This window comes from Streptomyces harbinensis, assembly GCF_900116145.1.
GTDB lineage: Bacteria > Actinomycetota > Actinomycetes > Streptomycetales > Streptomycetaceae > Streptomyces > Streptomyces carpaticus.
Genome location: NZ_FPAB01000004.1, coordinates 726,093 through 751,957 on the forward strand (window position 1 = coordinate 726,093; position 25,865 = coordinate 751,957).

Here is a 25,865-nt window from a genome sequence, read left to right on the forward strand (position 1 = left end):
GCGCTTGTATCGGTTCGAGGAACGATCGTACGCTGGGTTGCGATGCGCATGCATCGGAATAATGGAGAACGCACGGAAGGCGGACCCATGCCGCGACAGGTGGACCACGACAGCCGACGCCGCACCATCGCCGAGGCCGTCTGCGCCCTCGCGGACCGCGACGGCCTGGAAGGCGTCACCCTGCGCGACGTCGCCGAGGAGGCCGGCGTCTCCATGGGAGCGGTGCAGCGCTGCTTCCGCACCAAGGACGAGATGCTCGTCTTCGCCCTCACCCACGTCAGCGAGCAGGTCGCGGCCCGCATCCGCCGGGCGCACGGCCTGGGCCGGGTCGCCGCCGAGATCGCCCTGCTCACCGAAGGACACCGCGCCCAGGCCCGGGTCTGGCTCGCGTTCGCCGCCCGCGCCGCCGTCAGCCCACCGCTGGCCGCCGTCCTGCGCGCGCACTACGCCGAGGCCCACGCCCTGCTGACCCGGCTGATCCAGGCCACCGGTGACGACGGCCCGGACGCCGCCGGCGACGCCGCGGAACGGGCCCGTACCCTGCTCGCCCTCGCCGACGGCCTCACCGCCCACGTCCTCATCGGCCACCTCACCCCGCACGCGGCCCAGGCCGTCCTCGACCACCACCTGGCCACCGCCCCGGCCCGCTGAGCCGTCAGCGGCGCAGCCCGGCCTCCCGGTCCATCCCGGAGAGCTTGCGCGGATTGCGCACCGCGTACAGACCGGTGATCCGGCCGTCCGCCACCTCGATCGCCAGCACCGTGTCCAGCGAGCCGTCCAGCCGCATCGTCAGGGCCGGACGCCCGTTCACCTCCGCCGGATGCAGCGCCCCGGCCAGCAGGTCCCGGCGCGCGACCAGCAGCCGGGCCACCTTGCCCGCCCCCACCACCGGACGCGGCACGGCCCGCCGGATGCCGCCGCCGTCACCGATCAGCACCACGTCCGGGGCGAGCAGATCCAGCAGCCCCTGGAGGTCACCGCTCTCCGTCGCCCGCCGGAACGCCTCGACGGCATCGCGCCGCTGGGCCGCCGACACCGTCTCGCGCGGCCGGCGGGCCGCCACATGGGCGCGCGCCCGGTGCGCGATCTGGCGCACCGCCGCCCGGCTCTTGCCGACCGCCTCGGCGATCTCGTCGTACCCGACGTCGAACACCTCGCGCAGCACGAACACCGCCCGCTCGGTCGGCGCCAGCGTCTCCAGCACCAGCAGCATCGCCATCGACAGGCTGTCCGCCAGCTCCACGTCCTCGGCCACGTCCGGCGCGGTCAGCAGCGGCTCCGGCAGCCAGGAGCCGACGTACGACTCCCGGCGCCGGCCCAGCGTGCGCAGCCGGGTGAGCGCCTGCCGGGTGGTGATCCGCACCAGATACGCGCGCCGGTCGCGCACCGGCCCGAGGTCCACCCCCGACCAGCGCAGCCAGGTCTCCTGGAGGACGTCCTCGGCGTCGGCGGCCGAGCCGAGCATCTCGTAGGCGACGGTGAACAGCAGATTGCGGTGGGCGACGAACGCCCCGGTGTGATCGTCCTGCTCGCTGCGCACCGGCTGCTCCCGCCTGCTCGGGTCCAAGGCTGTCACGCGCATCAGACGCCGCGGCGCCCGCCGCTGTGACACCCGCGCACCGTGGCACAGGTCACAGCGGCGTCCGGTCACGGCGGGACGCCGGGCGGCATCTGGTGGGTGTCGGCGTCATCGCACCACCACGAGTGAGGAAGAGATCATGGAATCCGGATTCTCCCTGTTCGACCACGAGATCGGCGCCCGGTTCGGGAAGCGGTTCGCCAACGCCGCCGCCGTCGTCCACCAGTCGTCGCTGCCGCACACCACCCAGGAGCTGGTGTCGCTGCGGGCCAGCCAGATCAACGGCTGCGGCCACTGCGTCGACATGCACACCAAGGAGGCCGCGGCGGCCGGCGAGAGCGCGGTACGGCTGCACCTGGTCGCCGCCTGGCGCGAGTCCACCGTCTTCACCGACGCCGAACGGGCCGCCCTGGCGCTCACCGAGGAGGGCACCCGCCTCGCCGACGGCGCGCCCGGGGTCTCCGAGGCGACCTGGGCGGCGGTGCGCGAGCACCACGACGACGATCAGACCGCCGCGCTGGTCTGCCTCATCGGCCTGATCAACGCGGCCAACCGGATGGCGGTGATCACTCACCAGAAGGGCGGCTCCTACGAGGCGGGCATGTTCGCCGCCGCCCTCGGCTGATCCCCGGCCCACTCGCCCTCCTGGGCGGCCACCACCGCGTCCGCGTGGACGGCCGCCCAGGCGCCGAAGCCCTCGATCGGGGGCAGCAGGGTGCGGCCCAGCCCGGTCAGCTCGTACTCCACCCGCGGCGGCGCCTCCCGGTAGGCGTGCCGGGTCACCAGGCCGCTGTGCTCCAGCCGGCGGAGCGTCTCGGTGAGGACCTTGCCGCTGATCCCGCCGATCCGGCGGCGCAGATCGTGCGGGCGGGCCGGGCCGTGCCGCAGGGCCCAGATGACCACCGGATTCCAGGTGTTGCCCAGCAGGTCGAACGCCACCCGCGTCCGGCAGTCGGCGAGGAAGTCGGGCACCGCTTGGTTCCTTTCGGCGTGCCTACCGTTCTGCTCAGTGTGCCGGACCGGCACCGCGAGAGGACCGGAGAAAAACCGGAGAGAAACCGGAGAGAAGGAGAGACGCCGATGCGGATCGGGATACTCGGCGCCGGCGGGATGGCCGACGCCCTGGGCACGCAGTGGGTGCGCGCCGGGCACGAGGTGCTCGTCAGCGGGCGCGATCCGGCGAAGGCGCGGGCGCTCGCCGCCCGGATCGGTTTCGGGGCGTACGCCGGGAGCTGGGCGGAGGCCGCCGGGTTCGGGGAGGTCGTGCTCCTGGCGGTACGGGCCCACGCCGTCCCGGAAGTGCTGGCCGCGGCCGGTGACCTGACCGGGCGGACCCTGATCGACTGCACCAACGCCGTGGTGCCGGGCGCCTTCACGCTCGCCACCGCGGGCGGGCCCGGCACGGCCGAGCGGATCGCCCGGCAACGGCCGGGCGCGCACGTGGTCAAGGCGTTCAACCTGAACCACGTGGACATCTGGCGGATGCGGCCACCCGCCTTCGGCGGGGCACCGCTCGGCGTGCCCGTGTGCGGCGACGACCCGGCGGCGCTGGCGCTGGCGCGGACGCTCATCACCGACATCGGCTGCACACCGGTGGACGGCGGCCCGCTGGAGCGGGCCGGGCTCCTGGAGGCCACCGCCGCGTTCGTGATCGGCGTGTGGGCCGGCGGGGCCGATGTGCGGGGGATGTTCCCGCCGGCCGACCCCGGCCGGCTGCCGGACGCCGCGCCTCAGACGGCGCCCGGCAGCCGGTAACGGCCGTCCGGGAGGCGCTCCACCAGGCCGTCGGTCAGCAGACCGGTCAGGGCCCGGGCCCGCTGCTCCGGGTCGTGCCACACCGCGTCCAGCACCGCGCGCTCCACCGGGCGGTGCGACTCCCGCAGGACGGCCAGCAGTTTGCCGCGTACCTGACGGTCCGTCCCCGCGTACGTCTGGCCCCGGCGCGGCGGACCCTCGTGGGCCGGGGAGCCCGCACCGCGCCAGGCGCACAGATCGGCGATCGGACAGCCGCCGCACGACGGCGTGCGCGCCGTGCACACCAGCGCGCCCAGCTCCATGGTCGCCGCCGCCCAGCGCGAGGCCGTGGTGTCGTCCTGCGGCAGCAGCGTCCTGGCCAGCTTGCGCTCGGCCGCCGTCGTGGCGTTCGGCGGGTACTGGGTGCCGCTGACCGCACGGGCGAACACCCGGCGGACGTTGGTGTCCAGCACCGGATGCCGCTGCCCGTACGCGAAGGAGGCGACCGCCGCCGCCGTGTACTCCCCGACACCCGGCAGCGCCAGCAACTGGTGGTGGTCCTTGGGGACATCGCCGCCGTGCCGTTCCGCTATGGCGGCGGCGGCCCCGTGCAGCCGCAGCGCACGGCGCGGGTAGCCGAGGCGGCCCCAGGCACGGACCGCCTCACCGGCGGCCTCGGCGGCCAGATCGGCCGGGCGCGGCCAGCGGGCGAGCCATTCCTCGTACACCGGCAGCACCCGGTTCACCGGGGTCTGTTGCAGCATGAACTCGCTGACCATGACACCCCACGCCCCGGCTTCGGGCCGGCGCCAGGGCAGATCGCGGGCATGCTGGTCGAACCAGTCGATGACGGGGGAGTGGAGGGCGGTCGGTCCGGCTTCTGGCGTCGTCGTGCTCGTCGCAGTCATGGCGTACCGATCCTGGCATGTCCGGGGCACGGCTCCCAAGCGGCCCCGCCGTTTCGTCCCCCTGCGGGCTAACCGGTTGATACCCAATGGTGCCCTGGCGTACGACGGGTGAGGCTCCGGAGCGGGTCGGCGTCTCGTAAGGTTTCCGCGTGGGATCTCTGCGCACTCCTGTCGGTCCGCTCCCCTCCTCCATCTACTGGCGGCGGAGGGCCGTTGTGCTGCTGGTGATCGCCCTGGTGGCGGTGCTCGCCTTCTGGGCCACCCGCCCCGGGGGCGGCGGCTCGCAGAACACCGCCGGGAGCGACGACGGTTCGGGCCCCGCGCCGTCCATCACCCCCGGGCCCAGCGCCAGTGAATCCCTCATCGACGAACGGCCCGGCGGCCGGGAGGAACCCGGGGAGGGCGAAGCGGGGGACGGCGGCTCCGGCGACGCGGAGGACCCCGGCGCGGACGGCGGCTCCGACGAGACGGAGGACGCGGACGGCGACGGCGAGCCCGGCGCACCCGGGGACGCCGACGGTGACGGCGGCAGCGGCAGCGGCGGCGCGGACGCCGACCCCGACCGGGGCGGCGGCGGGACGAGCGGGGCCGGGCTGCCCGCCTGCGGCACCGGCGCGGTGACCCTCGCCCTGCGCAGCGCCGAGAACGCCTACCCGCCCGGCGACAAGCCCGAACTGCGGCTCACCGCCCAGAACGCGTCCGGCGACTCCTGCGCCCTCGACTTCGGCCACGGCTCCCTCACCCTCACCATCGCCGACAGCGACGACGAGGAAGTGTGGTCCTCGGCGGTGTGCCCCACCGGCCGCGCCAGCCACCTGGTCGCCGTCCCGGCCGGGGACAGCGCCGCCCACACCGTGCTCTGGGACCGCCGGCACAACGCGGACGACTGCGACAGCGGCGAACCCGGCGCCCCGGCCGCCGCCGGCACCTACATCGCCGAGGCCGACCTGGACGGTTTCCCCGTCGCCAGGACATCCTTCCGGCTGAACCAGGACTGAGCGCCGGTCCCGGCTCCGGAGAGCCCCGGCGTCAGACGTAGCGCTCCAGGATCGAGGACTCGGCCAGCCGGGACAGGCCCTCGCGCACCGAACGCGCCCGGGTCTCCCCGACCCCGTCCACCGCCTGGAGATCGTCCACGCTCGCCGCCAGCAGCTTCTGCAGCCCGCCGAAGTGGTCCACCAGCCGGTCGATGACCAGCCCCGGCAGCCGCGGCACCTTCGCCAGCAGCCGGAAACCGCGCGGCGACACCGCGCCGTCCAGCGCCTCCGGCGAGGCCCCGTGGCCCAGCGCCCGCGCCACGATGGGCAGTTCCAGCAGCTCCGCGTGGGTGAGCGCGTCCAGCTCGGCCAGCGCGGTGCCCACCCGCCGCGAGCGCTTGCCGCCCGCGCCGCCACCGGCGGCCTCCGCACCACCGGCCGCCGACTCCGGCAGATAGTCGCGCACGATCAGCTGCCGCTCCGGCTCCACACCCGCGATCAGCTCGTCCAGCTGGAGCGACAGCAGCCGCCCGTCCGTCCCCAGCTCCACCACGTACTCGGCGATCTCCGCCGCGATCCGGCGCACCATCTCCAGCCGCTGCGCCACCGCCGCCACATCGCGGACCGTGACCAGGTCCTCGATCTCCAGCGCCGACAGCGTGCCCGCGACCTCGTCGAACCGCAGCTTGTACCGCTCCAGGGTGGCCAGCGCCTGGTTGGCCCGGGACAGGATCGCCCCCGAGTCCTCCAGCACCCGCCGCTGCCCGTCCACGTACAGGGCGATCAGCCGCATCGACTGGCTCACCGACACCACAGGGAAGCCCGTCTGGATGGAGACCCGCTGCGCCGTACGGTGCCGGGTGCCGGTCTCCTCGGTCGGGATGCTCGCGTCCGGGACCAGCTGCACCCCGGCCCGCACGATCTTGGTGATGTCGCGGTCCACGATCACCGCGCCGTCCAGCTTGCACAGCTCGCGCAGCCGCGTCGCGGTGAACTCCACGTCCAGCACGAAGCCGCCGGTGCACAGGGATTCGACGGTGCGGTCGACGCCGAGCACGATCAGCCCGCCCGTGTTCCCCCGCAGGATGCGCTCCAGGCCGTCCCGCAGCTGGGTGCCGGGGGCCACCGCGCTCAGCGACGCGCGCAGCAGTCCGTCCGCGGAACCTCCCCCGGCATGCCCGGCCCTGCCGGGACCCGCCGGCCGGTCGCTGGCTGCCATCTCTTCCTCCGGTGACGAAACCGCTTCAGTCCGGATGAGTCTACCGGCGCGCCTGTGCCACCCGTTCTGACGCTCCGCGCCCGGCCCGCTCACCGCCCTCCGGCTCCGCGCTCCGCGAGCGGCGCGGCGCCCGCGGCAGCACCCGCAGCGCCTCCCCGATGTCGGCCACCTCCAGCACCCGCATCCCGGCCGGCGCCTCGCCCGAGTCCGCCGGGACCAGCGCGTGCGTGAACCCCAGCCGGGCCGCCTCCGCCAGCCGCCGCTGCACCCCCGTCACCCGGCGCACCTCGCCGGCGAGCCCCACCTCGCCGATCGCCACCAGGTTCTGCGGCAGCGGGCTGTCGCCCGCCGCGCTGGCCAGCGCCAGCGCCACCGCCAGATCGGCGGCCGGCTCGGTCAGCCGCACCCCGCCCACCGTCGCCGTGTAGATGTCGTTCTTCCCCAGCGAGGTGATCTGCCCGCGCTGCTCCAGCACCGCCAGCATCATCGACACCCGGCTGTTCTCCAGACCGGAGGTGGTACGGCGCGGGGACGGGATCTGGGTGCTCACCGTCAGCGACTGCACCTCGGCCACCAGCGGACGCCGCCCCTCCAGCGTCACCGTGAGACAGGTGCCCGGGACCGGCTCGTCGCGCCGGGTCAGGAACAGGCCGGAGGGGTCGGCGAGCGAGGTGATGCCCTGGTCGTGCAGCTCGAAGCAGCCGACCTCGTCGGTGGCGCCGTAGCGGTTCTTCACCCCGCGCACCAGCCGCAGCCGGGCGTGCCGGTCGCCCTCGAAGTGCAGCACCACGTCCACCAGATGCTCCAGCAGCCGGGGACCCGCGATCGCCCCGTCCTTGGTGACGTGCCCCACCAGCAGCGTCGCCATCCCGCGCTCCTTGGCCGCCCGGATCAGGGCGCCCGCCACCTCCCGCACCTGCGCCATCCCGCCCGGGGCGCCCTCGATCTCCGCCGAGGCGATGGTCTGCACCGAGTCCAGCACCAGCAGGGCCGGCTTCACCGCGTCCAACTGGCCCAGCACCGAGCCCAGATCCGTCTCGGCCGCCAGATACAGCTCCTCGTGGAGCGCGCCGATCCGGTCGGCCCGCAGCCGCACCTGGCCCGCCGACTCCTCCCCGGTGACGTACAGCGTGCGGTGCTCGGCCGAGGCGGCCTTGGCGGCCACGTCCAGCAGCAGCGTCGACTTGCCCACCCCCGGCTCGCCCGCCAGCAGCACCACCGCGCCCGGCACCAGACCGCCGCCCAGCACCCGGTCCAGCTCCGGCACCCCCGTACTGCGCGCGGTGACCCGCTGCGTGTCGACCTGCCCGATGGGCACCGCGGGCGTCGCCACCCGGGCGACCGCCGCCGTCCGCACCGCGGGGGCCCCGCCCACTTCTTCCACGGTGCCCCACGCCTGGCATTCGGGGCAGCGGCCGAGCCACTTCGCGGTGGACCAGCCGCACTCCGTACACCGGTAGGCGGGCCGATCGGATTTACGAGCCATGCCATGACCGTAACCCCCGGCACCGACAGCGCATCCGGGCCCCGCATCACCCGTTAGGAGGAATCTCGCGCCGGTCGGGGCCGGGTGCGCCCGTCGGCGGCCTACCGTCGCCAGGTAATGAACAGCTGCCCCGAGCGTTCCGCACGCACCACGACGCGCACCCGCCCCGCCGCGGCAACCGGCGCTCATCGCGTTCCCCGCCGCCGGGCGGCGGAGAACAGCGGCCCGGACCGGCGGCGCCGTGGCGGCCCGGCGGCCTACGAGGACGCGTACCTCGACGGCCTGTTCACGTACTGCCTGTCCATCATGTGCGAGCACGACACCGCCACGGCCGCGCTCGGCGAGGCGCTGGCCCTGGCGCAGCGGCAGCACGACCGCGGGCGGCGGCCCGCCGCGCCGGGCCAGTCGCGGGCCTGGCTGTACGCGCTGGCCCGGTGGAGCTGTCTGCGGCGGCTCGCGGCGCAGCGGGAGGCGGGCACCCCGCCGCAGCCGCGCGCCGCGGGCACCGCCGGGGCGGACGCGCAGCTGCGCCGCCGCGAACTGGCGGCGCTGGCCTGGCCGGAGGCCGCGGGCACCAGCCCGGAGCAGCGCGAGGCGCTGGAGCTGGCGGTGCGTCACCAGCTGTCGCCTGCCGAGGTGGCGCTGGTGCTGCGGCTGTCGGTGGACGCGGCGACCGCCCTGCTGACCAGCGGGGCGTGCGAGGTGGAGCGCACCCGCGCCGCGCTCGCCGCGGTGGACGCCGGCGGCTGCACCACGGTGGCCTCGCTGGCCGGCGAGGACCGGCTGATGCTGCTGCGGCCCGGCCTGCGGCGGGAGCTGGTGGGGCACGTGGACGGCTGCCCGGCCTGCCGGCGGGCGGCACAGCGGGCGATGGCCGGGGTGACCTGGCCGGGCACCGCGCCGGGCGAGGCGCGGCTGACGGTGCTGGCCGCGCCGCGCGCCGCCGTGCACGCGGCGCTGCTGGTGGTGGAGCGGGCGCGGGCGCAGTACACGCCGCGGTTCGACCGGGCCGGTTTCCCGCTGACGGAGAAGGACCGGGCGGCGCGCCGGGAGCGGCTGCGCAGCCGGGCGGTGACGACGACGGTGGTGGCCACCGTGCTGGCGGCGCCCGCGCTGGCGCTGTGGGCCGCGTACCGGGGCGCGCCGGTGACGGGCGAGGCGAGCGGCCAGGACGCCTCGGCCACCGAGGACGACCGGGGCCTGGGCGCGGCCGGCGGCGACGACTACGCCTACGAGAACACCGGCCGCTGGGAGGAGTCCCCGCCGCCGGACGCGGACGGCGGGCGCAGCCCGGCCGGCGAGGCCACCGAGGAGGCGGACGGCGCGGAGCGGGACGACCCCGCGCCGGACGAGGACACCGGCCCGGGCACGGCCGCGCCGTCGCCCGACGGCAGGGGCGGCCGGGGCGACGGGGGCACGCGCCCGGCGCAGCCCGGCCGGCTGACGGTGGACGCGGTGTCCACGGCGCGCGGCACGGAGATCACCCTGACCGCCTCCGGCGGCGCGCCGGTGCAGTGGAACGCGGTGTGGTCGGCGCAGTGGCTGACGCTCAGCGCCACCTCGGGCACGCTGGAGCCGGGGGAGTCGGTCACGCTGGTGGTGACGGTCGACCGGGACCGGGAGCCGTCCGGGCCGTGGCAGGGCCGGATCACCATCGAGCCGGCCGGCGCCACCATCACCATCGAGGGCAACGGCCCGGCCTCGCCCGAGCCGTCCGAGCCGCCGCCCACCGAGGAGCCCGCGCCGGAGCCGACCGAGCCGGCGCCCTCCGACCCGCCCCCGGCCGATCCCTCGCCCACCGACCCGGTCTGACCGGCGCGCCGTGCGGTGCGCGGGTGCGGTCCGGCTCAGCCGGTGGGCAGCGGGGCGCCGGTCAGATGGTGCTGGACCACCGGCGCCAGCTGCCGGACCAGGGTGTCCGGATCGGTGGTGGCCAGCGGCGGGATCCTCAGGACGTACCGCAGCAGTACCGTGCCGACCAGCTGGGCCGCCGCCAGTTCCGTGCGCAGCTCCGCGTCCTCGGCCGGCAGCGCCCCGGCCAGCCGGGACAGCAACTGGCCGGCGATGAACTCGCGGAAGATGCGGGCCGCCGTCTCGTGGGTGAGGGCCGAGCGGACGACGGCGAGCAGCGGGGTGCGGGTCGCCGGATCCTCCCAGACCCGCAGGAAGGCGCGGGTGAACTCCTCGCCGATCCGGCCGGGGTCCAGGGGGCCGAGCGCGGCGATCCGCTCGGCGACCGGCCCCGCGGTCACCGCCACGGCGGCCGAGAACAGCCCCTCCTTCGTGCCGAAGTAGTGGTGCACCAGCGCCTGGTCGACCTCGGCGCCGCGCGCGATGGCGCGTACCGACGTCTTCTCGTAGCCGCGCTCGGCGAACAGCGCGCGGGCCGTCTCCAGGATCCGCTCCCGGGTGGCGGGGCCGCGCTCCGCGCCGCTCCCGGCGGGCCGCCCGCGCCGCCGGCCCGCCGCCCGCGGGGCGCCCGGCGCGGCGGAGTCGTCCGGTGCGGTGGAGGCGGCGGGGGTGGCGCCGTCCTCAGCGCCGGACATCGCGCCCGCCGGCCCCGGCCCGCAGATGCATCCGGGTGAAGGCGAGCGCCTCGGCCAGATCGGCCTCCCGCTCGGCGGCCGACATGGCGCGCCGGGTGTTGACCTCCACCACCACATGGCCGTCGTAGCCGGTGGCGGCGAGCCCGCGCAGCAGTTCGCCGCACGGCTGCGTGCCGCGGCCGGGCACCAGGTGCTCGTCGCGGCCCGAGCCGCTGCCGTCGCCGATGTGGACGTGGCCGAGCCGGTCGCCCATCCGGGCCGCCATCGCCAGCGCGTCGGTCCGGGAGGTCGCGGCGTGCGAGAGATCGAGGGTGAAGTGCCGGTAGTCCTCGTCGGTCGGGTCCCAGCCGGGCGCGTACGCCAGCATCTCGCGGTCCCGGTACCGCCAGGGGTACATGTTCTCCACCGCGAACCTGACATCCGTCTCGTGGGCCATCCGCCCGATGCCGGAGACGAAGTCCCGTGCGTAGCCGCGCTGCCAGCGGAACGGCGGATGGACGACCACCGTGCTCGCGCCCAGCCGGTGGGCGGCGTCGCGGGCGCGCAGCAGTTTGCGCCAGGGGTCGGTGGACCACACCCGCTGGGTGACCAGCAGGCACGGCGCGTGGATGGCGAGCACCGGCACCCCGTACCGGTCGGACAGCCGGCGCAGGGCGTCGATGTCCTGGCTCACCGGGTCCGTCCACACCATGACCTCGACGCCGTCGTAGCCGAGCTTGGCGGCTATCGCGAAGGCCGACGCGGTGTTCTCCGGGTACGCCGAGGCGGTCGACATCGCGACCTTGGTCCCCGGATTCGCCTGGTGTGCCACGCGCCCCAGCCTAAAGGGCCCGATTCCTTGACGACGGCAGCCCTGCGCTCCAGTATTCATCGCATGATGAATAAATCGGCACCGGGCCGGGAACCGGCGGTACGGGCCGCCGGCCTGACCGTGGTGCGCGGCGGGGCCCGGGTGATCGACGGCCTGGACTTCACCGTGCCGGCCGGCAGCGTCACCGGCCTGCTGGGCCCGTCCGGCTGCGGCAAGACGACACTCATGCGCGCGATCGTCGGCGCGCAGGCCCGGGTGAGCGGCACCGTGGAGGTCCTGGGCCGGCCCGGCGGCAGCCCGGAGCTGCGGCACCGGCTGGGGTACGTCACCCAGGACCCGTCGGTGTACCGCGATCTGACCGTGCGACAGAACCTGGACTACTTCGCCGCCGTGCTCGGCATCCCGCGCCCCCGCCGGGCCGCGGCGGTGGACGGCGCGCTCACCGATGTGGACCTCGGCGCGAAGGCGGACGCGCTGACCGGGGCGCTCTCCGGCGGCCAGCGCTCCCGGGTCTCGCTCGCCGTGGCGCTGCTGGGTACCCCGGAGCTGCTGGTGCTGGACGAGCCCACGGTCGGTCTCGATCCGGTGCTGCGGCGCGATCTGTGGAACCTCTTCCACCGGCTGGCCGACGAGCGGGGCACCACGCTGCTCATCTCCTCGCACGTGATGGACGAGGCCGACCGCTGCCACCGGCTGCTGCTGATGCGCGAGGGCGCGCTGCTCGCCCAGGGCAGCCCGGCCGAACTGCGGGAGGCCACCGGCAGCGCCACCATCGAGGGCGCCTTCCTGCGCCTGGTCGACCGGGCCGCCCGCCCGGAGAGCGCGGGGCGGGAAGAACCGGAACGGCGCGCGGACCGGGAAGCAGACGCGGGAAACACCGGACCCGAGGGAGACACCGCCGCATGAGCCCCGCCCGTACCCTCGCCACCGCCCGCCGCGTGCTGCGCCAGCTGCGCCACGATCCGCGCACCGTCGCGCTGCTGCTGCTCGTCCCGGTGCTGCTGCTCACGCTGCTGTACTACGTCTTCGACAACCGGGCGGCGGAGTTCGACCGGATCGGATCGTCCCTGCTCGGGATCTTCCCCATGCTGACCATGTTCCTGGTGACCTCCATCGCCACCCTGCGCGAACGCACCTCCGGCACCCTGGAACGGCTGCTCGCCATGCCGCTCGCCAAGGCCGACCTCCTCCTCGGCTACGCGCTGGCCTTCGGCGCCCTCGCCGTTCTCCAGGCCGGCCTGGTCACCGGCCTCGCCGTGTGGCTGCTCGGCCTCACCGTGGCCGGCTCCCCCTGGCTGCTGCTGCTCGTGGCCGTGCTCACCGCGCTGCTCGGCACGGCCATGGGGCTGTTCGTCTCGGCCTTCGCCGCCTCCGAGTTCCAGGCGGTGCAGTTCATGCCGGCCTTCGTCTTCCCGCAGCTGCTGCTGTGCGGCCTGTTCACCCCGCGCGACACCATGCAGCCCGCCCTGGAGTACGTCTCGAACGTGCTGCCCATGTCGTACTCCGTCAACGCCGCCCAGCAGGTGCTGGAGCACCCGGGCGTCACCGGCCACTACCTGCGCGACCTGGGCATCGTCGCCGGCGTCGCGCTCGGCGTTCTCGTTCTCGGCGCCGCCACGCTGCGGCGGCGCACCGCCTAGGACCGGCCGAACGCCCCCTCCGCCGGTTCCGGCCTCCGCTCCGCCCCGTTCCGCATCCCGTCCAGCCGCCGCAGGATCACCCCCTCGCGCAGCGCCCACGGGCAGATCTCCACCGACTCCACGTCGAACAGATCCAGCGCCGCCTCCGCCACCACCGCCCCCGCCAGCAACTGCGGCGCCCGCCCCTGCGAGACGCCCGGCAGCGTCGCCCGCTCCGCCGCCGGCATCACCGTCAGCTTCGGCACCCACGAGCGCAGATCACCGCGCCCCAGGTCGCGCCGTACGTACAGCCCGTCCGCCGCCCGTGCCGCGCCCGCCAGCCGGGCCAGCTGCCGGAACGTCTTGGAGGTGGCCACCACCCGGTCCGGCGGACCGAAGCGGGTGAAGTCGCCCACCACCTGCGCGATCTCGCCGCGCACCTGGCGGCGCAGCGCCTTCACGTCCGCCGCGTCCGGCGGATCCCCCGGCAGCCCGGCCGCCGTCAGCCGCCCCGCGCCCAGCGGCAGCGACACCGCCGCGTCCGGCGCCTCGTCGACCCCGTAGGCGATCTCCAGCGAACCGCCCCCGATGTCGAACAGCAGCAACCGCCCCGCCGACCAGCCCAGCCAGCGGCGCGCCGCCAGGAACGTCAGCCGCGCCTCGTCCGCGCCCGACAGCACCTGGAGCGCCACGCCCGTCTCCCGCGCCACCCGGTCCAGCACCACGTCCGCGTTGCTCGCCTCGCGCACCGCCGAGGTCGCGAACGGCAGCAGTTCGGCGACGCCCTGGTCCTCGGCGACCTCCAGCGCCTCCTTGACCACCTGGATCAGGCGCTCTATCCCGACGGTGTCGATCGCACCCCCGTCGTCCAGCAACTCCGCCAGCCGCAACTCCACCTTGTGGGAGTACGCCGGCAGCGGGCGCGCACCCGGATGCGCGTCGACGACCAGCAGATGGACCGTATTGGAACCCACGTCGAGAACACCGAGCCTCATGAGGGGCAACGCTACCCGGGCCCCTTACCCTGGCGTGGTGGCAATGACGAAGAGGGCGAAGGCGGGCAGAACCGTCAGGCAGCTCGATGGGGCACGGCGGCGCGCGGCCGGCGACGAGGTGGCACTCGACCACCCCCGCGCATGGGTGGAGTTCCCCGACCCGGCCGACGCCGAGCAGGTCTTCCGCTGCGATCTGACCTGGCTGACCTCGCGCTGGCACTGTGTGTTCGGCAACGGCTGCCAGGGCATCGAGGCCGGCCGCGCCTCCGACGGCTGCTGCACCCTGGGGGCGCACTTCTCGGACGAGGAGGACGAGGCGCGCGTCGCCCGGCACGCCGCCCGGCTCACCCCCGAGACCTGGCAGTTCCACGCCGAGGGCACCTCCGAACGCGGCTGGGTGCAGCTCGACGACGACGGCGAACGGCAGACCCGGCGCCTGGAGGGGGCGTGCATCTTCCTCAACCGCCCCGGATTCGTCGCGGGCGCCGGCTGCGCGCTGCACACCATGGCGCTCGCCGAGGGCCGCGAGCCCCTGGAGACCAAGCCGGACGTGTGCTGGCAGCTGCCGGTCCGCCGCACCTACGAGTGGGTGGAGCAGCCCGACGGCGAGCAGCTGCTGTACGTCTCGATCGGCGAGTACGACCGGCGCGGCTGGGGCCCCGGCGGCCATGACCTGCACTGGTGGTGCACCGGCGCCCCGAGCGCGCACGGCGCGGGACGGCCGGTGTACGAGTCGTACCGGCCCGAGCTGATCGAGCTGATGGGCAAGGAGGGGTACGCCGAGCTGGCCCGGCTGTGCGCGGAACGGCTGGCCGTGCACGCCGCCGTACCCCCCGGCGTACGCCCGCTCCCGCTGCTGGCCCCGCACCCCGCCGACCCCGGACCGGCCGCCGCTCCCGTGTGCTCCGTCTCGGAATCCGGGAAGACCGTCCCAGCACCCGGGCGAGAGGCGTAGCCTCGACGCAAGCAGCCCGTGTCCCGAAGGAGAGCAGCACCATGGCGACGCTGAGGTCCCGAACCGTCACCCACGGCCGCAACATGGCGGGCGCCCGCGCCCTTCTGCGGGCCGCCGGCGTAGCACGGGAGGACTTCGGCAAGCCGATCATCGCGGTCGCCAACAGCTTCACCGAGTTCGTGCCCGGCCACACCCACCTCCAGCCGGTGGGCCGCATCGTCTCCGACGCCATCAAGGCGGCCGGCGGCGTCCCGCGCGAGTTCAACACCATCGCGGTGGACGACGGCATCGCCATGGGCCACAGCGGCATGCTGTACTCCCTGCCGTCCCGCGATCTGATCGCCGACTCCGTGGAGTACATGACGGAGGCGCACTGCGCGGACGCGCTGATCTGCATCTCCAACTGCGACAAGATCACCCCCGGGATGCTGATGGCCGCCCTCCGGCTGAACATCCCCACCGTCTTCGTCTCCGGCGGCCCCATGGAAGCCGGCAAGACCACCCTGGTCGACGGCACCGTCCGCTCCAACCTCGACCTGGTGCACGCCATGTCCGAGGCCGTCTCCGACGCCACCTCCGACGAGGACCTGCTGCGCATCGAGGAAGCGGCCTGCCCGACCTGCGGCTCCTGCTCCGGGATGTTCACCGCCAACTCGATGAACTGCCTGGTCGAGGCGCTGGGCCTGGCCCTGCCCGGCAACGGCTCGGTGCTGGCCACCCACACCGCGCGCAAGGAGCTGTACGAGGCCGCCGGCCGCACCGTCGTGGAGATCACCAAGCGCCGCTACGAGCAGGACGACACCTCCGTCCTGCCCCGCGAGCTGGCCTCCCGCGCCGCGTTCGAGAACGCCATGGCGCTGGACGTGGCCATGGGCGGCTCCACCAACACCGTGCTGCACCTGCTGGCCGCGGCCGTCGAGGCCGGCCTGGACTTCGGCCTCGCCGACATCGACGCCGTCTCCCGCCGGGTGCCGTGCGTGTGCAAGGTCGCGCCGAACGGCGCGTACCACATGGAGGACGTCCACCGGGCCGGCGGCATCCCCGCCATCCTGGGCGAACTCCAGCGCGCCGGGCACCTGAACGAGGACGTGCACGCCGTGCACGCCGACTCGCTCGCCGAGTGGCTGAAGAAGTGGGACCTGCGCGGCGGCTCGCCCGCCCCTGAGGCAGTCGAACTCTTCCACGCCGCGCCCGGCTGTGTGCGCTCGGCCGAGGCGTTCTCCCAGTCCGAACGGTGGGAGACGCTCGACCTGGACGCCGCCGGCGGCTGCATCCGCGACGTGGAGCACGCCTACTCGGCCGACGGCGGGCTCGCCGTGCTCACCGGCAACCTGGCCCCCGACGGCGCCGTCGTGAAGACCGCCGGTGTGGACGAGTCGATCTGGACCTTCACCGGCCCGGCCGTGGTCGTCGAGTCGCAGGAGCAGGCGGTCGAGGCGATCCTCGGCAAGCGGGTCAAGGAGGGCGACGTGGTCGTCGTCCGCTACGAGGGCCCCAAGGGCGGCCCCGGCATGCAGGAGATGCTGTACCCCACGGCGTTCCTCAAGGGCCGCGGCCTGGGCGCCAAGTGCGCGCTGATCACCGACGGCCGGTTCTCCGGCGGCACCTCCGGACTGTCCATCGGCCACGTCTCCCCGGAGGCGGCCTCGGGCGGCACCATCGCGCTGGTGCGCGACGGCGACATGATCAGCATCGACATCCCGGGCCGCAGCATCGAACTCCAGGTCCCCGAAGCCGAGCTGGCGGCGCGCCGCGAGGCGCTCGGCGGCCGGTACGCGCCGGTGGACCGCGACCGCAAGGTGTCGCTGGCGCTGCGCGCCTACGCCGCGATGGCCACCAGCGCCGACAAGGGCGCGGTGCGCGACGTCAGCAAGCTGGAGGACTGACCGCCGCCCCGGTCACCCCGCCACCCCGCCCGCCGCGCCCGGCCGTATCACCGGGCCCGGCGGGCGCGCGCGTTCCCGCGTTCCGCACCACCGCCGTTGCCGGAACGGCAATCCTTGCCCCGCCCGGTGGCCCGGACGCTCACAGCTCGGGCAGCCGCACCGCGTAAAGCGTGTTCCCCAGGGTCACCACATACGCCCAGCCGTCCAGCAGCACCGGCGCCGGAGCCCAGGCGTCACTGCCCAGACCCGGCGTGCCCGGGTGCGCCGGGCCCGTCCACAGCGTGCCGCCGTCCGCCGTGTCCACCACGGACAGCCGGCCCTCCTGGTCCGACAGATACAGCCGGCCGTCCGCGACCAGCGGCTCCGACGCCCCCGACACCCCGGTCTCGGCGCTCCACCGCACCTCACCGGCCGCCGCGTCCACCGCCGTGACCCGGCCCGCCGTGTCCGTCACGTACACCAGACCGTCGTCCGCCAGCACCGCGCGCGGCTCCGCCGGATGCGGCAGCTCGGTGCGCACCCACTCCCCGTTCGCCAGGTCCATCCGCTGCACCGCCACCGACACCGGCAGCTCCGGGTCCCACTCCTCGAAGTACGCGGCCTCCTCGTCCAGGGCGACCAGCTCCAGCAGACTCGGCACCGGCGCCAGCGGGCGCGGGGCGTGCCACTGCTCCCGCCCCGTCCCGTCCAGCAGCATCATCTCCGGGGCCCCGCCGGTCTCCTCGTCCCGGCTCACCGCCAGCAGCCGGTCGCCGTGCGCGCGCAGATCGGTGAGATACCGGCCCGGCACCTCCCAGGTGCCCAGCCGCTCCGGCGTCTCCTGGGCGTAGAACCGCACCGTGCTGTCGCCGTTCTGGAGCGCCAGCCGGTCCCCGACTGCCACCAGGTCGCGCAGCTCCGGGGCGTCCAGCTGCCACAGCTCCGCCCCGTCCGCCGGATCGAGCGCGATGACCCCCTTCTCGGAGCGGGCGAACACCGCGCCGCCCGCCGCGATCGCCGCCGGCGGCCCCAGACTCGTGCGCGGCCCGTTGTACCGCCACGACTCCGCCCCGTCCGCCGGGTTCAGCACGACGGTCCGCACCCCCCACGCCGCACACAGCAGCTCCGCCGCCAGCGGCCGGCAGGAGAACCCGTCGGTCGGCGCGTCCTGCACCCCGACATCCCGCAGATCCAGCTCCCACGGCTCGGGCGCCCGCTCCTCGGGCGCCGCACCGCCCGCGCCGCCCGCACCGCCCGCCCCCGGGGACGCCGGTGCCGTCCCGCCGTCGTCCATCCACAGCAGCCGCGCCCCCGCCCCGGCCGCCAGCAGCACGGCCACCGCCACCCCCGCCAGCGCCAGCCGGCGCCCGCCCCGCCGCCGCACGGGCCGGGGCGCCGTGTCCTCCTCCGCGCCGCCCCCGGTGCCCGGCGCCCGCCACACCGGCGACGCCCGCACCTCGCCCGCCTGCGCCCGCGAGTCCGCCCACGCCGCCATCCGCAGCACCGTCACCACGTCCGGCCGCTGCCGCGGATCCTTCGCCAGACACAGCCCGACCAGCTCCCGCAGCGGCTCCGGCACCGCGTCCAGCACCGGCTCCTCGTGCACCACCCGGTAGGCCACGGCCAGCGGATCGGGCCCCGGCACCTCACCCGTCTCGAACGGGCTGTGCCCGGTCGCCGCGTACGCCACCACCGCCCCCAGCGCGAACACGTCCGCCGCCTGCGTCACCTCCGCCCCACCCGTCAGCTGCTCCGGCGCCATGAACGGCGGCGACCCCAGCACCGCACCCGTCTCCGTCAGCCGGTGCGAATCCGTGAGCGCCCGCGAGATCCCGAAGTCGATGACCCGCACGCCGTCCTCGGCCAGCAGCACATTGCCCGGCTTCAGATCCCGGTGCACCAGCCCCCGCCCGTGGATGTCCCGCAGCGCCTCCGCCAGCTGCGCCCCCACCCGGGCCGCCTCCCGCGCGCTCAGCGGCCCGTCCCGGTCCACCCTGTCGGTCAGCGAACCACCCGGGACGAACAGCGTGGCCAGCCACGGCGGATCGCCGTCCGGATCCGCGTCCACCACCGGCGCCGTGTACGCGCCGCCCACCTTCCGGGCCGCCGCCACCTCCCGCCGGAACCTGGCCCGGAACCCCGGGTCCTGGGCGTACTCCCGGCGGATCACCTTCACGGCCACCTGCCGGCCCGCCGGCGTCCGGGCCAGATACACCACCCCCATGCCGCCGCTGCCGAGGCGCCGCTCCAGGACGTAGTCGCCCAAACGCTCGGGTGCGGTGCCGTCCGTCATGGCCACTCCCCCTGAGACAAGTCGGAACTCACCCTACAAAGGCCGGGCGGGCGCCGGTCATAATCGACACCATGTCCACACCCCTGGCACAGCGACCCCAGCCGGACCCGATCCGTTTCTACGGCACCAGCTGGGTCGATCACTCGCGCGGCTACGGAGCGCGGCGCTTCGTACTCGGCCTGGGCGCCTCCCTGCTGGCGGCCCTCGGCGTGCTGGCACTCAAGCTCGGCTACAACGGGCTGACCCTCTCGCAGGGCGCGGCCTGGCTGCGCGTGCTGGTCATCGTCGCCTTCGCCGGCTGCACCGCCGTCGCCTTCACCCGCGCCCTGAACAGCTGGACCCGGCCCCGCGCGGCGGGCGAGGACGAGGCCGCCTTCCGCAGCATCAAGATCATCGGCTTTGTGGGGATCCTCCTCGCGTACGCGCTGCGCAGCGCGGTCGAGGCCCCGGGCGAGAAGCTGCGCCGCATGGACTACGAGGCCGCCGTCACCCAGTGGGAACGGCTCACCACCAAGCGGTCCGGCAACCCCGCCCGCAAGCGCGGCCGAGCCGGCGCAGGTGGCAAGCGGCGCTGAGCGGGAAGGGGAGGGCACATGACCGTCTCCAAGGCCACCCTCGCCGCCTCCTTCAACGCCGTCGCCGCCGACTACGCCGCCACCAGGCCCGGCTACCCGGCCGCGCTGTACGACGCGGTCGAGGAACTGGCCGGCCGCCCGCTGCACGGCGCCCGCGTGCTGGATGTCGGCGCCGGCACCGGCATCGGCACCGCCCCGATGCTGGCGCGCGGTGCCCAGGTGACCGCTGCGGAGCCAGGCCCCGGTATGGCCGCCCAACTGCGCGCGCACCTCCCCGCTGTCCCCCTGGTGCGCGGCTCCGGCGACGCCCTGCCCTTCGCGGCCGACACCTTCGACCTGGTGACGTACGCCCAGGCCTGGCACTGGACGGACCCGGCCCGCTCCCTCCCCGAGGCCCTGCGCGTCCTGCGCCCGGGCGGCACCCTCGCCCTCTGGTGGAACACCCCGGACGAGTCCGTCGCCTGGGTCGCCGCCCAGCAGCGGCGGCTCAGCCCCGGGCACCGGTACGACGTCACCGACCGTGCCCCCGCCCTCATCCGGGGAGCTGCCCCGCACCTCACCCCCCACTACCGGGAACTGCGCTGGACCCGCACCCTCCCCCTCGACACCCACCTCGCCGCCCTCACCACCCACTCCACCCTCGCCACCCTCCCGCCGGAGCGCGCCGCCGCCCTGATCGAGGCCGAGCGCGCCGCGCTCCGCGCCGTCGTCGGGGACGGACCCGTGACCGAGCCGTACGTCGTGCGGCTGACCGCTGTGCGGACACCCGCCTGACGGTCCCGGCCCCCGGTGCACCATGGGGGGATGACTCAGAAGATCGCTGTCCTCGGCACCGGCAAGATCGGCGAGGCGCTGCTCGGCGGCATGCTGCGCGGCGGCTGGGCCCCCGGCGACGTGCTGGTGTCCACGCGGCGCGCCGAGCGGGCCGAGGCACTGCGCGCCCGGTACGGGGTCACCGCCGTCGGCAACGCCGAGGCCGCCAAGACCGCCGACATCCTCATCCTGTCCGTCAAGCCGCAGGACATGGGCGCCCTCCTCGGTGAACTCGCCCCGCACACCCCCGCCGACCGCCTCGTCATCTCGGTCGCCGCCGGTATTCCCACCGCGTTCGTCGAGGACCGGCTCACCGCCGGTACCCCCGTGGTGCGCGCCATGCCCAACACCGCCGCGCTCGTCGACGAGGGCATGACCGTCATCTCCGGCGGCGCGCACGCCACCGAGGACCACCTGGCCCACGCCGAACGCATCCTCGGCGGCGTCGGCGCCACCCTGCGGCTGCCCGAGTCCCAGCAGGACGCCGCCACCGCGCTCTCCGGTTCCGGGCCCGCGTACTTCTACTACCTGGTCGAGGCGATGACCGACGCCGGCATCCTGCTCGGTCTGCCCCGTGACAAGGCGCACGAGCTGATCGTGCAGGCCGCCGTCGGCGCCTCGGTGATGCTGCGCGACAGCGGCGAGCACCCCGTGGTGCTGCGCGAGGCCGTGACCTCCCCGGGCGGCACCACCATCTCCGCGATCCGCGAACTGGAGAAGCACGGGGTACGCGCCGCCCTCATCGCCGCGCTGGAGGCGGCCCGCGACCGCAGCCGCGAACTGGCCTCCGGCCGCTGAGCCGCCGGGCCGCCCGGCCGCGCACCCCGCCCGCCCCGCACGGACGGGCGGGGTACGCACACCCCGCTCAGCCGGCCACCGGCACCTCCGCCGCCCGGGGCCCGTCCCCGCCCCCGTCACCCGAGGCGTACATCCGGGCGATGACATCCTCGATGTCCGGCTCCCGCAGCGACAGATCCAGCAGCGGATAGTCCGCCGCCACCCGCGCCACCAGCGGCGCCGCGCTCGCCTTGGCCGGGAACGCCAGCCACTGCCGCGGCCCCTCCACCCGCACCGTGCGCGCGCCCTCGACGCTGATCGGCGGCTGCTCCCGCTCCAGATCCACCACCAGCTGCCGCTCGCCCGCGCCCGCCTCGTACAGACCGGGCAGCCCGCCGTCGTACATCAGCCGGCCGTGGTCGATCACCATCACCCGCCGGCACAACTGCTCGATGTCGGTCAGATCGTGCGTGGTCAGCAGCACCGTCGTGCCCCGCTCGGCGTTCAGCTCACGCAGGAAGGAACGCACCTTCGCCTTGCTGATCACATCGAGCCCGATCGTCGGCTCGTCCAGATACAGCACCTCCGGATCGTGCAGCAGCGCCGCCGCGATGTCCCCGCGCATCCGCTGCCCCAGCGACAGCTGCCGCACCGGAACCTCCAGCAGCTCCGCCAGATCCAGCAGTTCGACGCAGCGCTCCAGGTTCTCCCGGAACCGCGCCTGCGGCACCCGGTACATCCGGCGCACCAGCGCGTACGAGTCGCGCAGCGGCAGATCCCACCACAGCGTGGTGCGCTGCCCGAACACCACCCCGATCCGGCGGGCGAGCCGGGTCCGCTCGTGCTGCGGGTCGATACCCGCCACCCGCAGCCGGCCGCCGCTCGGGGTCAGAATCCCGGTCAGCATCTTGATCGTGGTCGACTTCCCGGCCCCGTTCGGGCCGATGTAGCCGACCATCTCGCCGCGCCGCACGGTGAACGAGATCCCGTTCACCGCCCGCACCTCGCTCCTGGTCCGCCGGAACCGGCCGGCCCGCCGCCGTACCCGGAACACCTTCTCCAGTTCCTCCAGCACGATCAGCTCATCGCCGCCCGCCACCGTCCCCCGCGTCCCGTCCATCCCGTCCGTCCCATCCATCCCGTCCGACGCAGCCATCCCGTCCATGCCCCTCAACTCCCCGTGCTCCGATAGCTCCGCACCCCGACCCGCCACAGCAGCGCCGTCAGCGCGCACATCACGACGGCGACCAGCGGCGAGAGGAAGTCCACCCAGCCGGGAAGACCCAGGGGGTCGTCCCGGTCCAGCAGCCGCAGCAGCGGAACCCAGTTCACGAACGCCAGCGGCACCACGTACGTAACCCCCCGCACCAGCTCGGTGCCGTAGATCGTCGGCGGATACTGGAGCAGCCGGTTGCCGCCGTACGTCACCGAGTTCTGCACCTGCGCCGCGTCCTGCGCCCAGAACTGGAACGCCCCGCCGAGCGCCCACAGCGCCCCGAAGATCGCCGCCCCGCAGACGATCACCCCGGCCAGCAGCGCGTACTCCAGCACCGACCAGCCCGGCCGCAGCTGGGCGAGGGCCCAGCCGAGGACCAGCAGCCCCTGCACGATCCGGCCCACCCGGCGCAGGACGAAACGGTCCGCAGCGACCTGCGCGAACAGCGGCACCGGGCGGATCAGCATGGTGTCCACGCTGCCGTCGCGCACCCGGGCGCCCAGCTGGTCCATGTTCCCGAGGAACAGATCGGCCAGGCCGAGGGAGCAACTGGCGGTGGCGTACATGAGCGCCACCTCGCCGACCGAGAAACCGCCCAGCTGATCGACGTGCGAGAAGATGATGAGAATGCCGGCGAACTCCAGCCAGCTGGTGATCGCGTTCCCGAGCGTGGTGAGCAGGAACGAGGCGCGGTAGGCGAGCGTCGAGCGGAACCACATCCCGACGATCAGCCCGTAGCCGCGCAGCCCGTCGAGAACCTTAACCACCCTGCACCACCACACGCCGGGTCGCCGCCGCCTGCACCAGCCGGCCGAGCAGCAGCAGGGCCACCGCCCACAGCAGCGGGAACAGCAGCACGGCGAACGCCCCGCCACCCGCGTACCGGCCCAGGAGTACGTCCGCCGGCACCTGGAGCAGTGCCGCCCAGGGCAGCCACTGGAGCACGGTGCCCAGCCCCTCGGGGAAGACGGTCAGCGGCATGACCATGCCGGAGCAGAACATCCCGAGCAGATTGCTCACCATGTTCAGCCCGTTGCCGTCCATCAGCCAGAAGGCCATCAGGGCGACCAGATAGTTGAGCGCGAACGCCACCAGCAGGCCGAGGGCGAGGGCGCAGCCGAAGAGCAGCCAGCGCAGCGGGTCGGTGGGCAGCGCCAGCTCGAAGATCAGCCCACCGACGACGACCGGGACGATGCCGCGCCCGAGCAATTGGAACGCGGAGCGGCCGAGATCCACCGCCAGCCACCACAGCTGGAGATCGACCGGCCGGTAGAGATCGATGGAGATCTCGCCGGTACGGATCCGCTCCTGGAGTTCCTCGCGGAAACCGCCGCCCATGACGGCGGTCGCGGCGAGAAGTCCCTGGCCCACCCATACGAAGGTGAGCGCCTGCGCCTGGTCGTAACCCCCCAGACCGGGGCGCTGATCCCACAGCGCGATAAACGTATAGCTCATGAAGAAGCCGAACACCGTATTGGTGAACACTCCGGCCGCCGTGGCGACGCGATACGTCGCATAGCGCCGGAAACTGCTGCCCGCGACAGCGCGGTACAGCCCGGACATCCGCATGTCATGAACCCCCTTTCTTCCGGAGCCAAAACGCCGGAGCCTAGGGGGCGGAAGGAAAGCGCCGCTACCGAATATCGGCGCTCCGCCGGAACCGGAACCAGCGGGTACGGCCGGCCCGGTGCAGCCGCACCGCCTCCCAGTAGGCGGCGTCCAGATCGGCGCCGGCGGAACGCCAGGGGTGACGCAGATCGAAGCCCGAGCCGGAGGCGACGGCGGTGGTGGTGGAGCCGGGTACGGAAACCGCTGCGGAGTGAAGTGAGGAGTCCATGACGCCAGAGTGCGACCGGGACGGGGCCGGGCGCGCGTCGATTGACGAGGACCGTCAAACGACTGCCGGACGGGGCGCCGCGCTCCCACAATGGATGCCATGGCCGTAGTCATCGACATCGCCGGACTGCCGACCGACCACATCGTCTTCGGCCCCTCGCCGCTCGCCGAACTCGGCGCGGCCCTCCATGTGCTCTCCGAACCGGGCCACCACCCGGCCCGCGCCGAATGGGCGGCCTCGGTGCACTGCGCCCTGCCGGCGGATCTCGCGGACCGGCTGTGCGAGGCGGACTTCCTGTGGCGCTCCACCCGCTCCGACATCCTGCTGCCCGCCGTCCCGGGGCGCACCTTCGAGGAGGACCTGGATGCGGTGGACGGCATGAGCCACGAGCGGTACGTGGACGCGGCGCTGGAGATCTCCTGTGCCGCACTGCGCTACGGGCCGGCGGGGGCCGGTTCGCCGCTGACCGATCCGGTGGACCGGGACAGGGCCCTGGACCGGGCGGCGGCCAGGGGTCCGCGCCAGCGGGCGTTCGTGGAACGGCTGCTGGCGGACCCGGTCCCGGTGCGCGCCTGGATCAGGCGGCTGCTGGAGGACTGCCACGAGGAGTTCTTCGCCCGGGCGTGGGAGGAAGTCAGGCCCCGGCTGGCGGCCGACGCCCGGCACAAGACGGAGCTGCTGAAGCGCAAGGGTTTGCCGGACGCGATGGCGGCGGTGTCGTCCGCCGTCTCCGTGGACGGCACCGCCGGCCGGCTGGTGATCGACAAGATGTACGAGGGGCGGACGACGGCGCTGGACCGGGAGGCCGGCCTCGGTATCGCTTTCGTCCCGACGGCGTTCGCCTGGCCGCATCTGCTGGCGCTGCACGCCCGGGGCTGGCGGCCGGTGATCCAGTACCCGATGGCCGACCCGCAGCAGTCGCGGTACCCGGCTCCGGCGTCGGGGGAGTTGCTGGCCCGCCGGCTGTCGGCGCTGGCGCACCCGACGCGGCTGCGGATGTGCCGGACGCTGGCGTTCGCCCCGCACACGACGGGCGAGCTGGCGTCGTCCCTGTCGATGACCGCGCCGGAGGTGTCGCGCCACCTGGCGGTGATGCGGAAGGCCGGTCTGCTCTCAACGCGGCGGCACGGACGGTACGTTCAGCACAGCCTGGACCTGTCGGTGGTGGCCCGGCTGGGCAGCGAGTTCCTGGAGACGGTGCTGCGGTGAGCCGGCCGGGTGACCTCGATTTGACACTCTCTCGGCCCGGTCCGTAAGGTCCTCCGAGTTGCCGCAGAGGGGCAAGTTCTCAGGCCAGGATCCGGATTTGGATCGGGCGGGGGAATCCCCTAAAGTGGTGGACACGCCGGAGGGCGCAAAACTCAAAGGCTTAACTCCCCCCAGCGGGGGCCAAGTTCGAGAAATCGGATGTGGTAAGCTGGGAAACACGAAGGGAAAGCCCGGAGGGGCCCGAGAGGGAACCAAAGGAAGCATCCGTTCCTTGAGAACTCAACAGCGTGCCAAATAGTCAATGCCAGATTATTTACTGAGTCTGCATCTCGACCTCGTCTGAGGTGCAGCATTTAAGCGAGGATTTTCCTTGCTCTTACATGAAGCATTCATGGAGAGTTTGATCCTGGCTCAGGACGAACGCTGGCGGCGTGCTTAACACATGCAAGTC

The 25,865-nt window shown here is 74.2% G+C and carries 26 protein-coding genes and 1 rRNA gene; 14 read left to right on the top strand and 13 right to left on the bottom strand.

What is annotated here, in order from left to right; all coding sequences use genetic code 11:
- The first annotated feature begins 87 nt into the window (after nt 1-87).
- Entirely contained in the window at nt 88-651 is a 564-nt protein-coding gene (locus tag BM385_RS14815) for a TetR/AcrR family transcriptional regulator (RefSeq protein WP_019436139.1), read from the top strand.
- Nucleotides 652-655: 4 nt separating this feature from the next.
- On the opposite strand, the gene BM385_RS14820 is transcribed toward BM385_RS14815, so the two are convergent.
- Complete coding sequence (locus tag BM385_RS14820) at nt 656-1,582, bottom strand: RNA polymerase sigma-70 factor (RefSeq protein ID WP_051131245.1); 927 nt, start codon at nt 1,580-1,582, stop codon at nt 656-658.
- A gap of 136 nt (nt 1,583-1,718) precedes the next feature.
- Between BM385_RS14820 and BM385_RS14825 the strand changes: the two genes are divergently transcribed.
- Nucleotides 1,719-2,204, top strand: coding sequence for a carboxymuconolactone decarboxylase family protein (locus tag BM385_RS14825; RefSeq protein ID WP_019436137.1), 486 nt, complete (start codon nt 1,719-1,721; stop codon nt 2,202-2,204).
- On the opposite strand, the gene BM385_RS14830 is transcribed toward BM385_RS14825, so the two are convergent.
- Entirely contained in the window at nt 2,168-2,551 is a 384-nt protein-coding gene (locus BM385_RS14830) for a winged helix-turn-helix transcriptional regulator (RefSeq protein ID WP_019436136.1), read from the bottom strand. The genes BM385_RS14825 and BM385_RS14830 overlap by 37 nt on opposite strands.
- Nucleotides 2,552-2,659: 108 nt before the next feature.
- On the opposite strand from BM385_RS14830, the gene BM385_RS14835 reads away from it, so the two are divergent.
- On the top strand, nt 2,660-3,334 hold the full coding sequence (locus BM385_RS14835) for an NADPH-dependent F420 reductase (protein WP_093843310.1): 675 nt from the start codon (nt 2,660-2,662) through the stop codon (nt 3,332-3,334).
- On the opposite strand, the gene BM385_RS14840 is transcribed toward BM385_RS14835, so the two are convergent.
- Nucleotides 3,310-4,221 carry an HhH-GPD family protein gene (locus tag BM385_RS14840; RefSeq protein ID WP_093843311.1) on the bottom strand — a complete coding sequence of 304 codons (912 nt, stop codon included), beginning with the start codon at nt 4,219-4,221 and terminating at the stop codon, nt 3,310-3,312. The genes BM385_RS14835 and BM385_RS14840 overlap by 25 nt on opposite strands.
- A gap of 149 nt (nt 4,222-4,370) precedes the next feature.
- Here BM385_RS14840 and BM385_RS27160 point away from each other — a divergent pair, with 149 nt between their 5' ends.
- Nucleotides 4,371-5,219, top strand: a complete 849-nt coding sequence (locus BM385_RS27160) for a hypothetical protein (protein WP_175542990.1) — start codon at nt 4,371-4,373, stop codon at nt 5,217-5,219.
- Nucleotides 5,220-5,250: 31 nt separating this feature from the next.
- On the opposite strand, the gene disA is transcribed toward BM385_RS27160, so the two are convergent.
- Entirely contained in the window at nt 5,251-6,417 is a 1,167-nt protein-coding gene (disA, locus tag BM385_RS14850) for a DNA integrity scanning diadenylate cyclase DisA (RefSeq protein WP_019436132.1), read from the bottom strand.
- A gap of 40 nt (nt 6,418-6,457) precedes the next feature.
- The gene (radA, locus tag BM385_RS14855; protein WP_026047831.1) at nt 6,458-7,903 is read right to left on the bottom strand and encodes a DNA repair protein RadA; all 1,446 of its coding nucleotides are present in this window, start codon (nt 7,901-7,903) and stop codon (nt 6,458-6,460) included.
- Nucleotides 7,904-8,020: 117 nt separating this feature from the next.
- Here radA and BM385_RS14860 point away from each other — a divergent pair, with 117 nt between their 5' ends.
- Nucleotides 8,021-9,715 (top strand): BACON domain-containing protein, encoded by a 1,695-nt coding sequence (locus BM385_RS14860; RefSeq protein WP_093843313.1) that lies wholly within the window; start codon nt 8,021-8,023, stop codon nt 9,713-9,715.
- A 35-nt stretch (nt 9,716-9,750) separates the two neighbouring features.
- Here BM385_RS14860 and BM385_RS14865 read toward each other — a convergent pair whose 3' ends face one another.
- Entirely contained in the window at nt 9,751-10,449 is a 699-nt protein-coding gene (locus BM385_RS14865) for a TetR/AcrR family transcriptional regulator (protein ID WP_093843314.1), read from the bottom strand.
- Complete coding sequence (locus tag BM385_RS14870) at nt 10,436-11,224, bottom strand: sugar phosphate isomerase/epimerase family protein (RefSeq protein WP_037756770.1); 789 nt, start codon at nt 11,222-11,224, stop codon at nt 10,436-10,438. The genes BM385_RS14865 and BM385_RS14870 overlap by 14 nt, the downstream gene beginning before the upstream one ends.
- Before the next feature lie 99 nt (nt 11,225-11,323).
- Here BM385_RS14870 and BM385_RS14875 point away from each other — a divergent pair, with 99 nt between their 5' ends.
- Both BM385_RS14875 and BM385_RS14880 read left to right on the top strand, forming a co-directional pair.
- The gene (locus BM385_RS14875) at nt 11,324-12,166 is read left to right on the top strand and encodes an ABC transporter ATP-binding protein (protein ID WP_026047830.1); all 843 of its coding nucleotides are present in this window, start codon (nt 11,324-11,326) and stop codon (nt 12,164-12,166) included.
- Nucleotides 12,163-12,900, top strand: coding sequence for an ABC transporter permease (locus BM385_RS14880; protein WP_019436126.1), 738 nt, complete (start codon nt 12,163-12,165; stop codon nt 12,898-12,900). Before BM385_RS14875 ends, BM385_RS14880 begins: the two co-directional genes overlap by 4 nt.
- Here the strand turns inward: BM385_RS14880 and BM385_RS14885 are convergent.
- A complete protein-coding gene (locus BM385_RS14885; protein WP_093843316.1) occupies nt 12,897-13,874 on the bottom strand; it encodes a Ppx/GppA family phosphatase in 978 nt (325 codons plus the stop codon). The two genes, BM385_RS14880 and BM385_RS14885, sit on opposite strands and share 4 nt — an antisense overlap.
- A gap of 43 nt (nt 13,875-13,917) precedes the next feature.
- On the opposite strand from BM385_RS14885, the gene BM385_RS14890 reads away from it, so the two are divergent.
- Together BM385_RS14890 and ilvD are read left to right on the top strand one after the other, a co-directional pair.
- A complete protein-coding gene (locus tag BM385_RS14890; RefSeq protein ID WP_380979483.1) occupies nt 13,918-14,829 on the top strand; it encodes a DUF3109 family protein in 912 nt (303 codons plus the stop codon).
- A gap of 41 nt (nt 14,830-14,870) precedes the next feature.
- The gene (gene ilvD, locus BM385_RS14895; RefSeq protein WP_093843317.1) at nt 14,871-16,715 is read left to right on the top strand and encodes a dihydroxy-acid dehydratase; all 1,845 of its coding nucleotides are present in this window, start codon (nt 14,871-14,873) and stop codon (nt 16,713-16,715) included.
- A gap of 139 nt (nt 16,716-16,854) precedes the next feature.
- On the opposite strand, the gene BM385_RS14900 is transcribed toward ilvD, so the two are convergent.
- A complete protein-coding gene (locus tag BM385_RS14900; protein ID WP_093843318.1) occupies nt 16,855-18,987 on the bottom strand; it encodes a protein kinase domain-containing protein in 2,133 nt (710 codons plus the stop codon).
- A gap of 71 nt (nt 18,988-19,058) precedes the next feature.
- Here BM385_RS14900 and BM385_RS14905 point away from each other — a divergent pair, with 71 nt between their 5' ends.
- The 3 genes from BM385_RS14905 to proC are packed head-to-tail and all read left to right on the top strand — an operon-like array spanning nt 19,059 to nt 21,173.
- On the top strand, nt 19,059-19,562 hold the full coding sequence (locus BM385_RS14905; RefSeq protein ID WP_019436120.1) for a hypothetical protein: 504 nt from the start codon (nt 19,059-19,061) through the stop codon (nt 19,560-19,562).
- An 18-nt stretch (nt 19,563-19,580) separates the two neighbouring features.
- Nucleotides 19,581-20,336 (top strand): class I SAM-dependent methyltransferase, encoded by a 756-nt coding sequence (locus tag BM385_RS14910; RefSeq protein WP_093843319.1) that lies wholly within the window; start codon nt 19,581-19,583, stop codon nt 20,334-20,336.
- A 30-nt stretch (nt 20,337-20,366) separates the two neighbouring features.
- Nucleotides 20,367-21,173: a pyrroline-5-carboxylate reductase gene (gene proC / locus BM385_RS14915; protein WP_019436118.1), complete on the top strand. Its 807-nt coding sequence runs from the start codon at nt 20,367-20,369 to the stop codon at nt 21,171-21,173.
- Nucleotides 21,174-21,240: 67 nt separating this feature from the next.
- On the opposite strand, the gene BM385_RS14920 is transcribed toward proC, so the two are convergent.
- The 4 genes from BM385_RS14920 to BM385_RS14935 form a co-directional block, all read right to left on the bottom strand.
- Entirely contained in the window at nt 21,241-22,272 is a 1,032-nt protein-coding gene (locus tag BM385_RS14920; RefSeq protein WP_093843320.1) for an ABC transporter ATP-binding protein, read from the bottom strand.
- 50 nt (nt 22,273-22,322) lie between these two features.
- Nucleotides 22,323-23,087: an ABC transporter permease gene (locus tag BM385_RS14925; protein ID WP_093843350.1), complete on the bottom strand. Its 765-nt coding sequence runs from the start codon at nt 23,085-23,087 to the stop codon at nt 22,323-22,325.
- A gap of 40 nt (nt 23,088-23,127) precedes the next feature.
- The gene (locus BM385_RS14930; protein WP_374313674.1) at nt 23,128-23,937 is read right to left on the bottom strand and encodes an ABC transporter permease; all 810 of its coding nucleotides are present in this window, start codon (nt 23,935-23,937) and stop codon (nt 23,128-23,130) included.
- Nucleotides 23,938-24,001: 64 nt separating this feature from the next.
- Nucleotides 24,002-24,205, bottom strand: coding sequence for a hypothetical protein (locus BM385_RS14935; protein WP_019436114.1), 204 nt, complete (start codon nt 24,203-24,205; stop codon nt 24,002-24,004).
- 99 nt (nt 24,206-24,304) lie between these two features.
- On the opposite strand from BM385_RS14935, the gene BM385_RS14940 reads away from it, so the two are divergent.
- On the top strand, nt 24,305-25,414 hold the full coding sequence (locus tag BM385_RS14940; RefSeq protein ID WP_019436113.1) for a DUF5937 family protein: 1,110 nt from the start codon (nt 24,305-24,307) through the stop codon (nt 25,412-25,414).
- Between the two features lie 388 nt (nt 25,415-25,802).
- Nucleotides 25,803-25,865: ribosomal RNA gene (locus tag BM385_RS14945) — 16S ribosomal RNA — on the top strand; the annotation flags it as partial.

Coding starts and splice junctions, on each gene's coding strand:
- BM385_RS14925 (WP_093843350.1), bottom strand. CDS start 23,087: ATGTGGTTCCGCTCGACGCTCGCCTACCGCGCCTCGTTCCTGCTCACC.
- ilvD (WP_093843317.1), top strand. CDS start 14,871: ATGGCGACGCTGAGGTCCCGAACCGTCACCCACGGCCGCAACATGGCG.
- BM385_RS14930 (WP_374313674.1), bottom strand. CDS start 23,937: ATGCGGATGTCCGGGCTGTACCGCGCTGTCGCGGGCAGCAGTTTCCGG.
- BM385_RS14820 (WP_051131245.1), bottom strand. CDS start 1,582: ATGCGCGTGACAGCCTTGGACCCGAGCAGGCGGGAGCAGCCGGTGCGC.
- radA (WP_026047831.1), bottom strand. CDS start 7,903: ATGGCTCGTAAATCCGATCGGCCCGCCTACCGGTGTACGGAGTGCGGC.
- BM385_RS14905 (WP_019436120.1), top strand. CDS start 19,059: ATGTCCACACCCCTGGCACAGCGACCCCAGCCGGACCCGATCCGTTTC.
- BM385_RS14875 (WP_026047830.1), top strand. CDS start 11,324: ATGATGAATAAATCGGCACCGGGCCGGGAACCGGCGGTACGGGCCGCC.
- disA (WP_019436132.1), bottom strand. CDS start 6,417: ATGGCAGCCAGCGACCGGCCGGCGGGTCCCGGCAGGGCCGGGCATGCC.
- BM385_RS14880 (WP_019436126.1), top strand. CDS start 12,163: ATGAGCCCCGCCCGTACCCTCGCCACCGCCCGCCGCGTGCTGCGCCAG.
- BM385_RS14840 (WP_093843311.1), bottom strand. CDS start 4,221: ATGACTGCGACGAGCACGACGACGCCAGAAGCCGGACCGACCGCCCTC.
- BM385_RS14825 (WP_019436137.1), top strand. CDS start 1,719: ATGGAATCCGGATTCTCCCTGTTCGACCACGAGATCGGCGCCCGGTTC.
- proC (WP_019436118.1), top strand. CDS start 20,367: ATGACTCAGAAGATCGCTGTCCTCGGCACCGGCAAGATCGGCGAGGCG.
- BM385_RS14910 (WP_093843319.1), top strand. CDS start 19,581: ATGACCGTCTCCAAGGCCACCCTCGCCGCCTCCTTCAACGCCGTCGCC.
- BM385_RS14940 (WP_019436113.1), top strand. CDS start 24,305: ATGGCCGTAGTCATCGACATCGCCGGACTGCCGACCGACCACATCGTC.
- BM385_RS14860 (WP_093843313.1), top strand. CDS start 8,021: ATGAACAGCTGCCCCGAGCGTTCCGCACGCACCACGACGCGCACCCGC.
- BM385_RS14835 (WP_093843310.1), top strand. CDS start 2,660: ATGCGGATCGGGATACTCGGCGCCGGCGGGATGGCCGACGCCCTGGGC.
- BM385_RS14885 (WP_093843316.1), bottom strand. CDS start 13,874: ATGAGGCTCGGTGTTCTCGACGTGGGTTCCAATACGGTCCATCTGCTG.
- BM385_RS14870 (WP_037756770.1), bottom strand. CDS start 11,224: ATGTCGACCGCCTCGGCGTACCCGGAGAACACCGCGTCGGCCTTCGCG.
- BM385_RS14900 (WP_093843318.1), bottom strand. CDS start 18,987: ATGACGGACGGCACCGCACCCGAGCGTTTGGGCGACTACGTCCTGGAG.
- BM385_RS14815 (WP_019436139.1), top strand. CDS start 88: ATGCCGCGACAGGTGGACCACGACAGCCGACGCCGCACCATCGCCGAG.
- BM385_RS14890 (WP_380979483.1), top strand. CDS start 13,918: ATGACGAAGAGGGCGAAGGCGGGCAGAACCGTCAGGCAGCTCGATGGG.
- BM385_RS14920 (WP_093843320.1), bottom strand. CDS start 22,272: ATGGACGGGACGCGGGGGACGGTGGCGGGCGGCGATGAGCTGATCGTG.
- BM385_RS14865 (WP_093843314.1), bottom strand. CDS start 10,449: ATGTCCGGCGCTGAGGACGGCGCCACCCCCGCCGCCTCCACCGCACCG.
- BM385_RS14935 (WP_019436114.1), bottom strand. CDS start 24,205: ATGGACTCCTCACTTCACTCCGCAGCGGTTTCCGTACCCGGCTCCACC.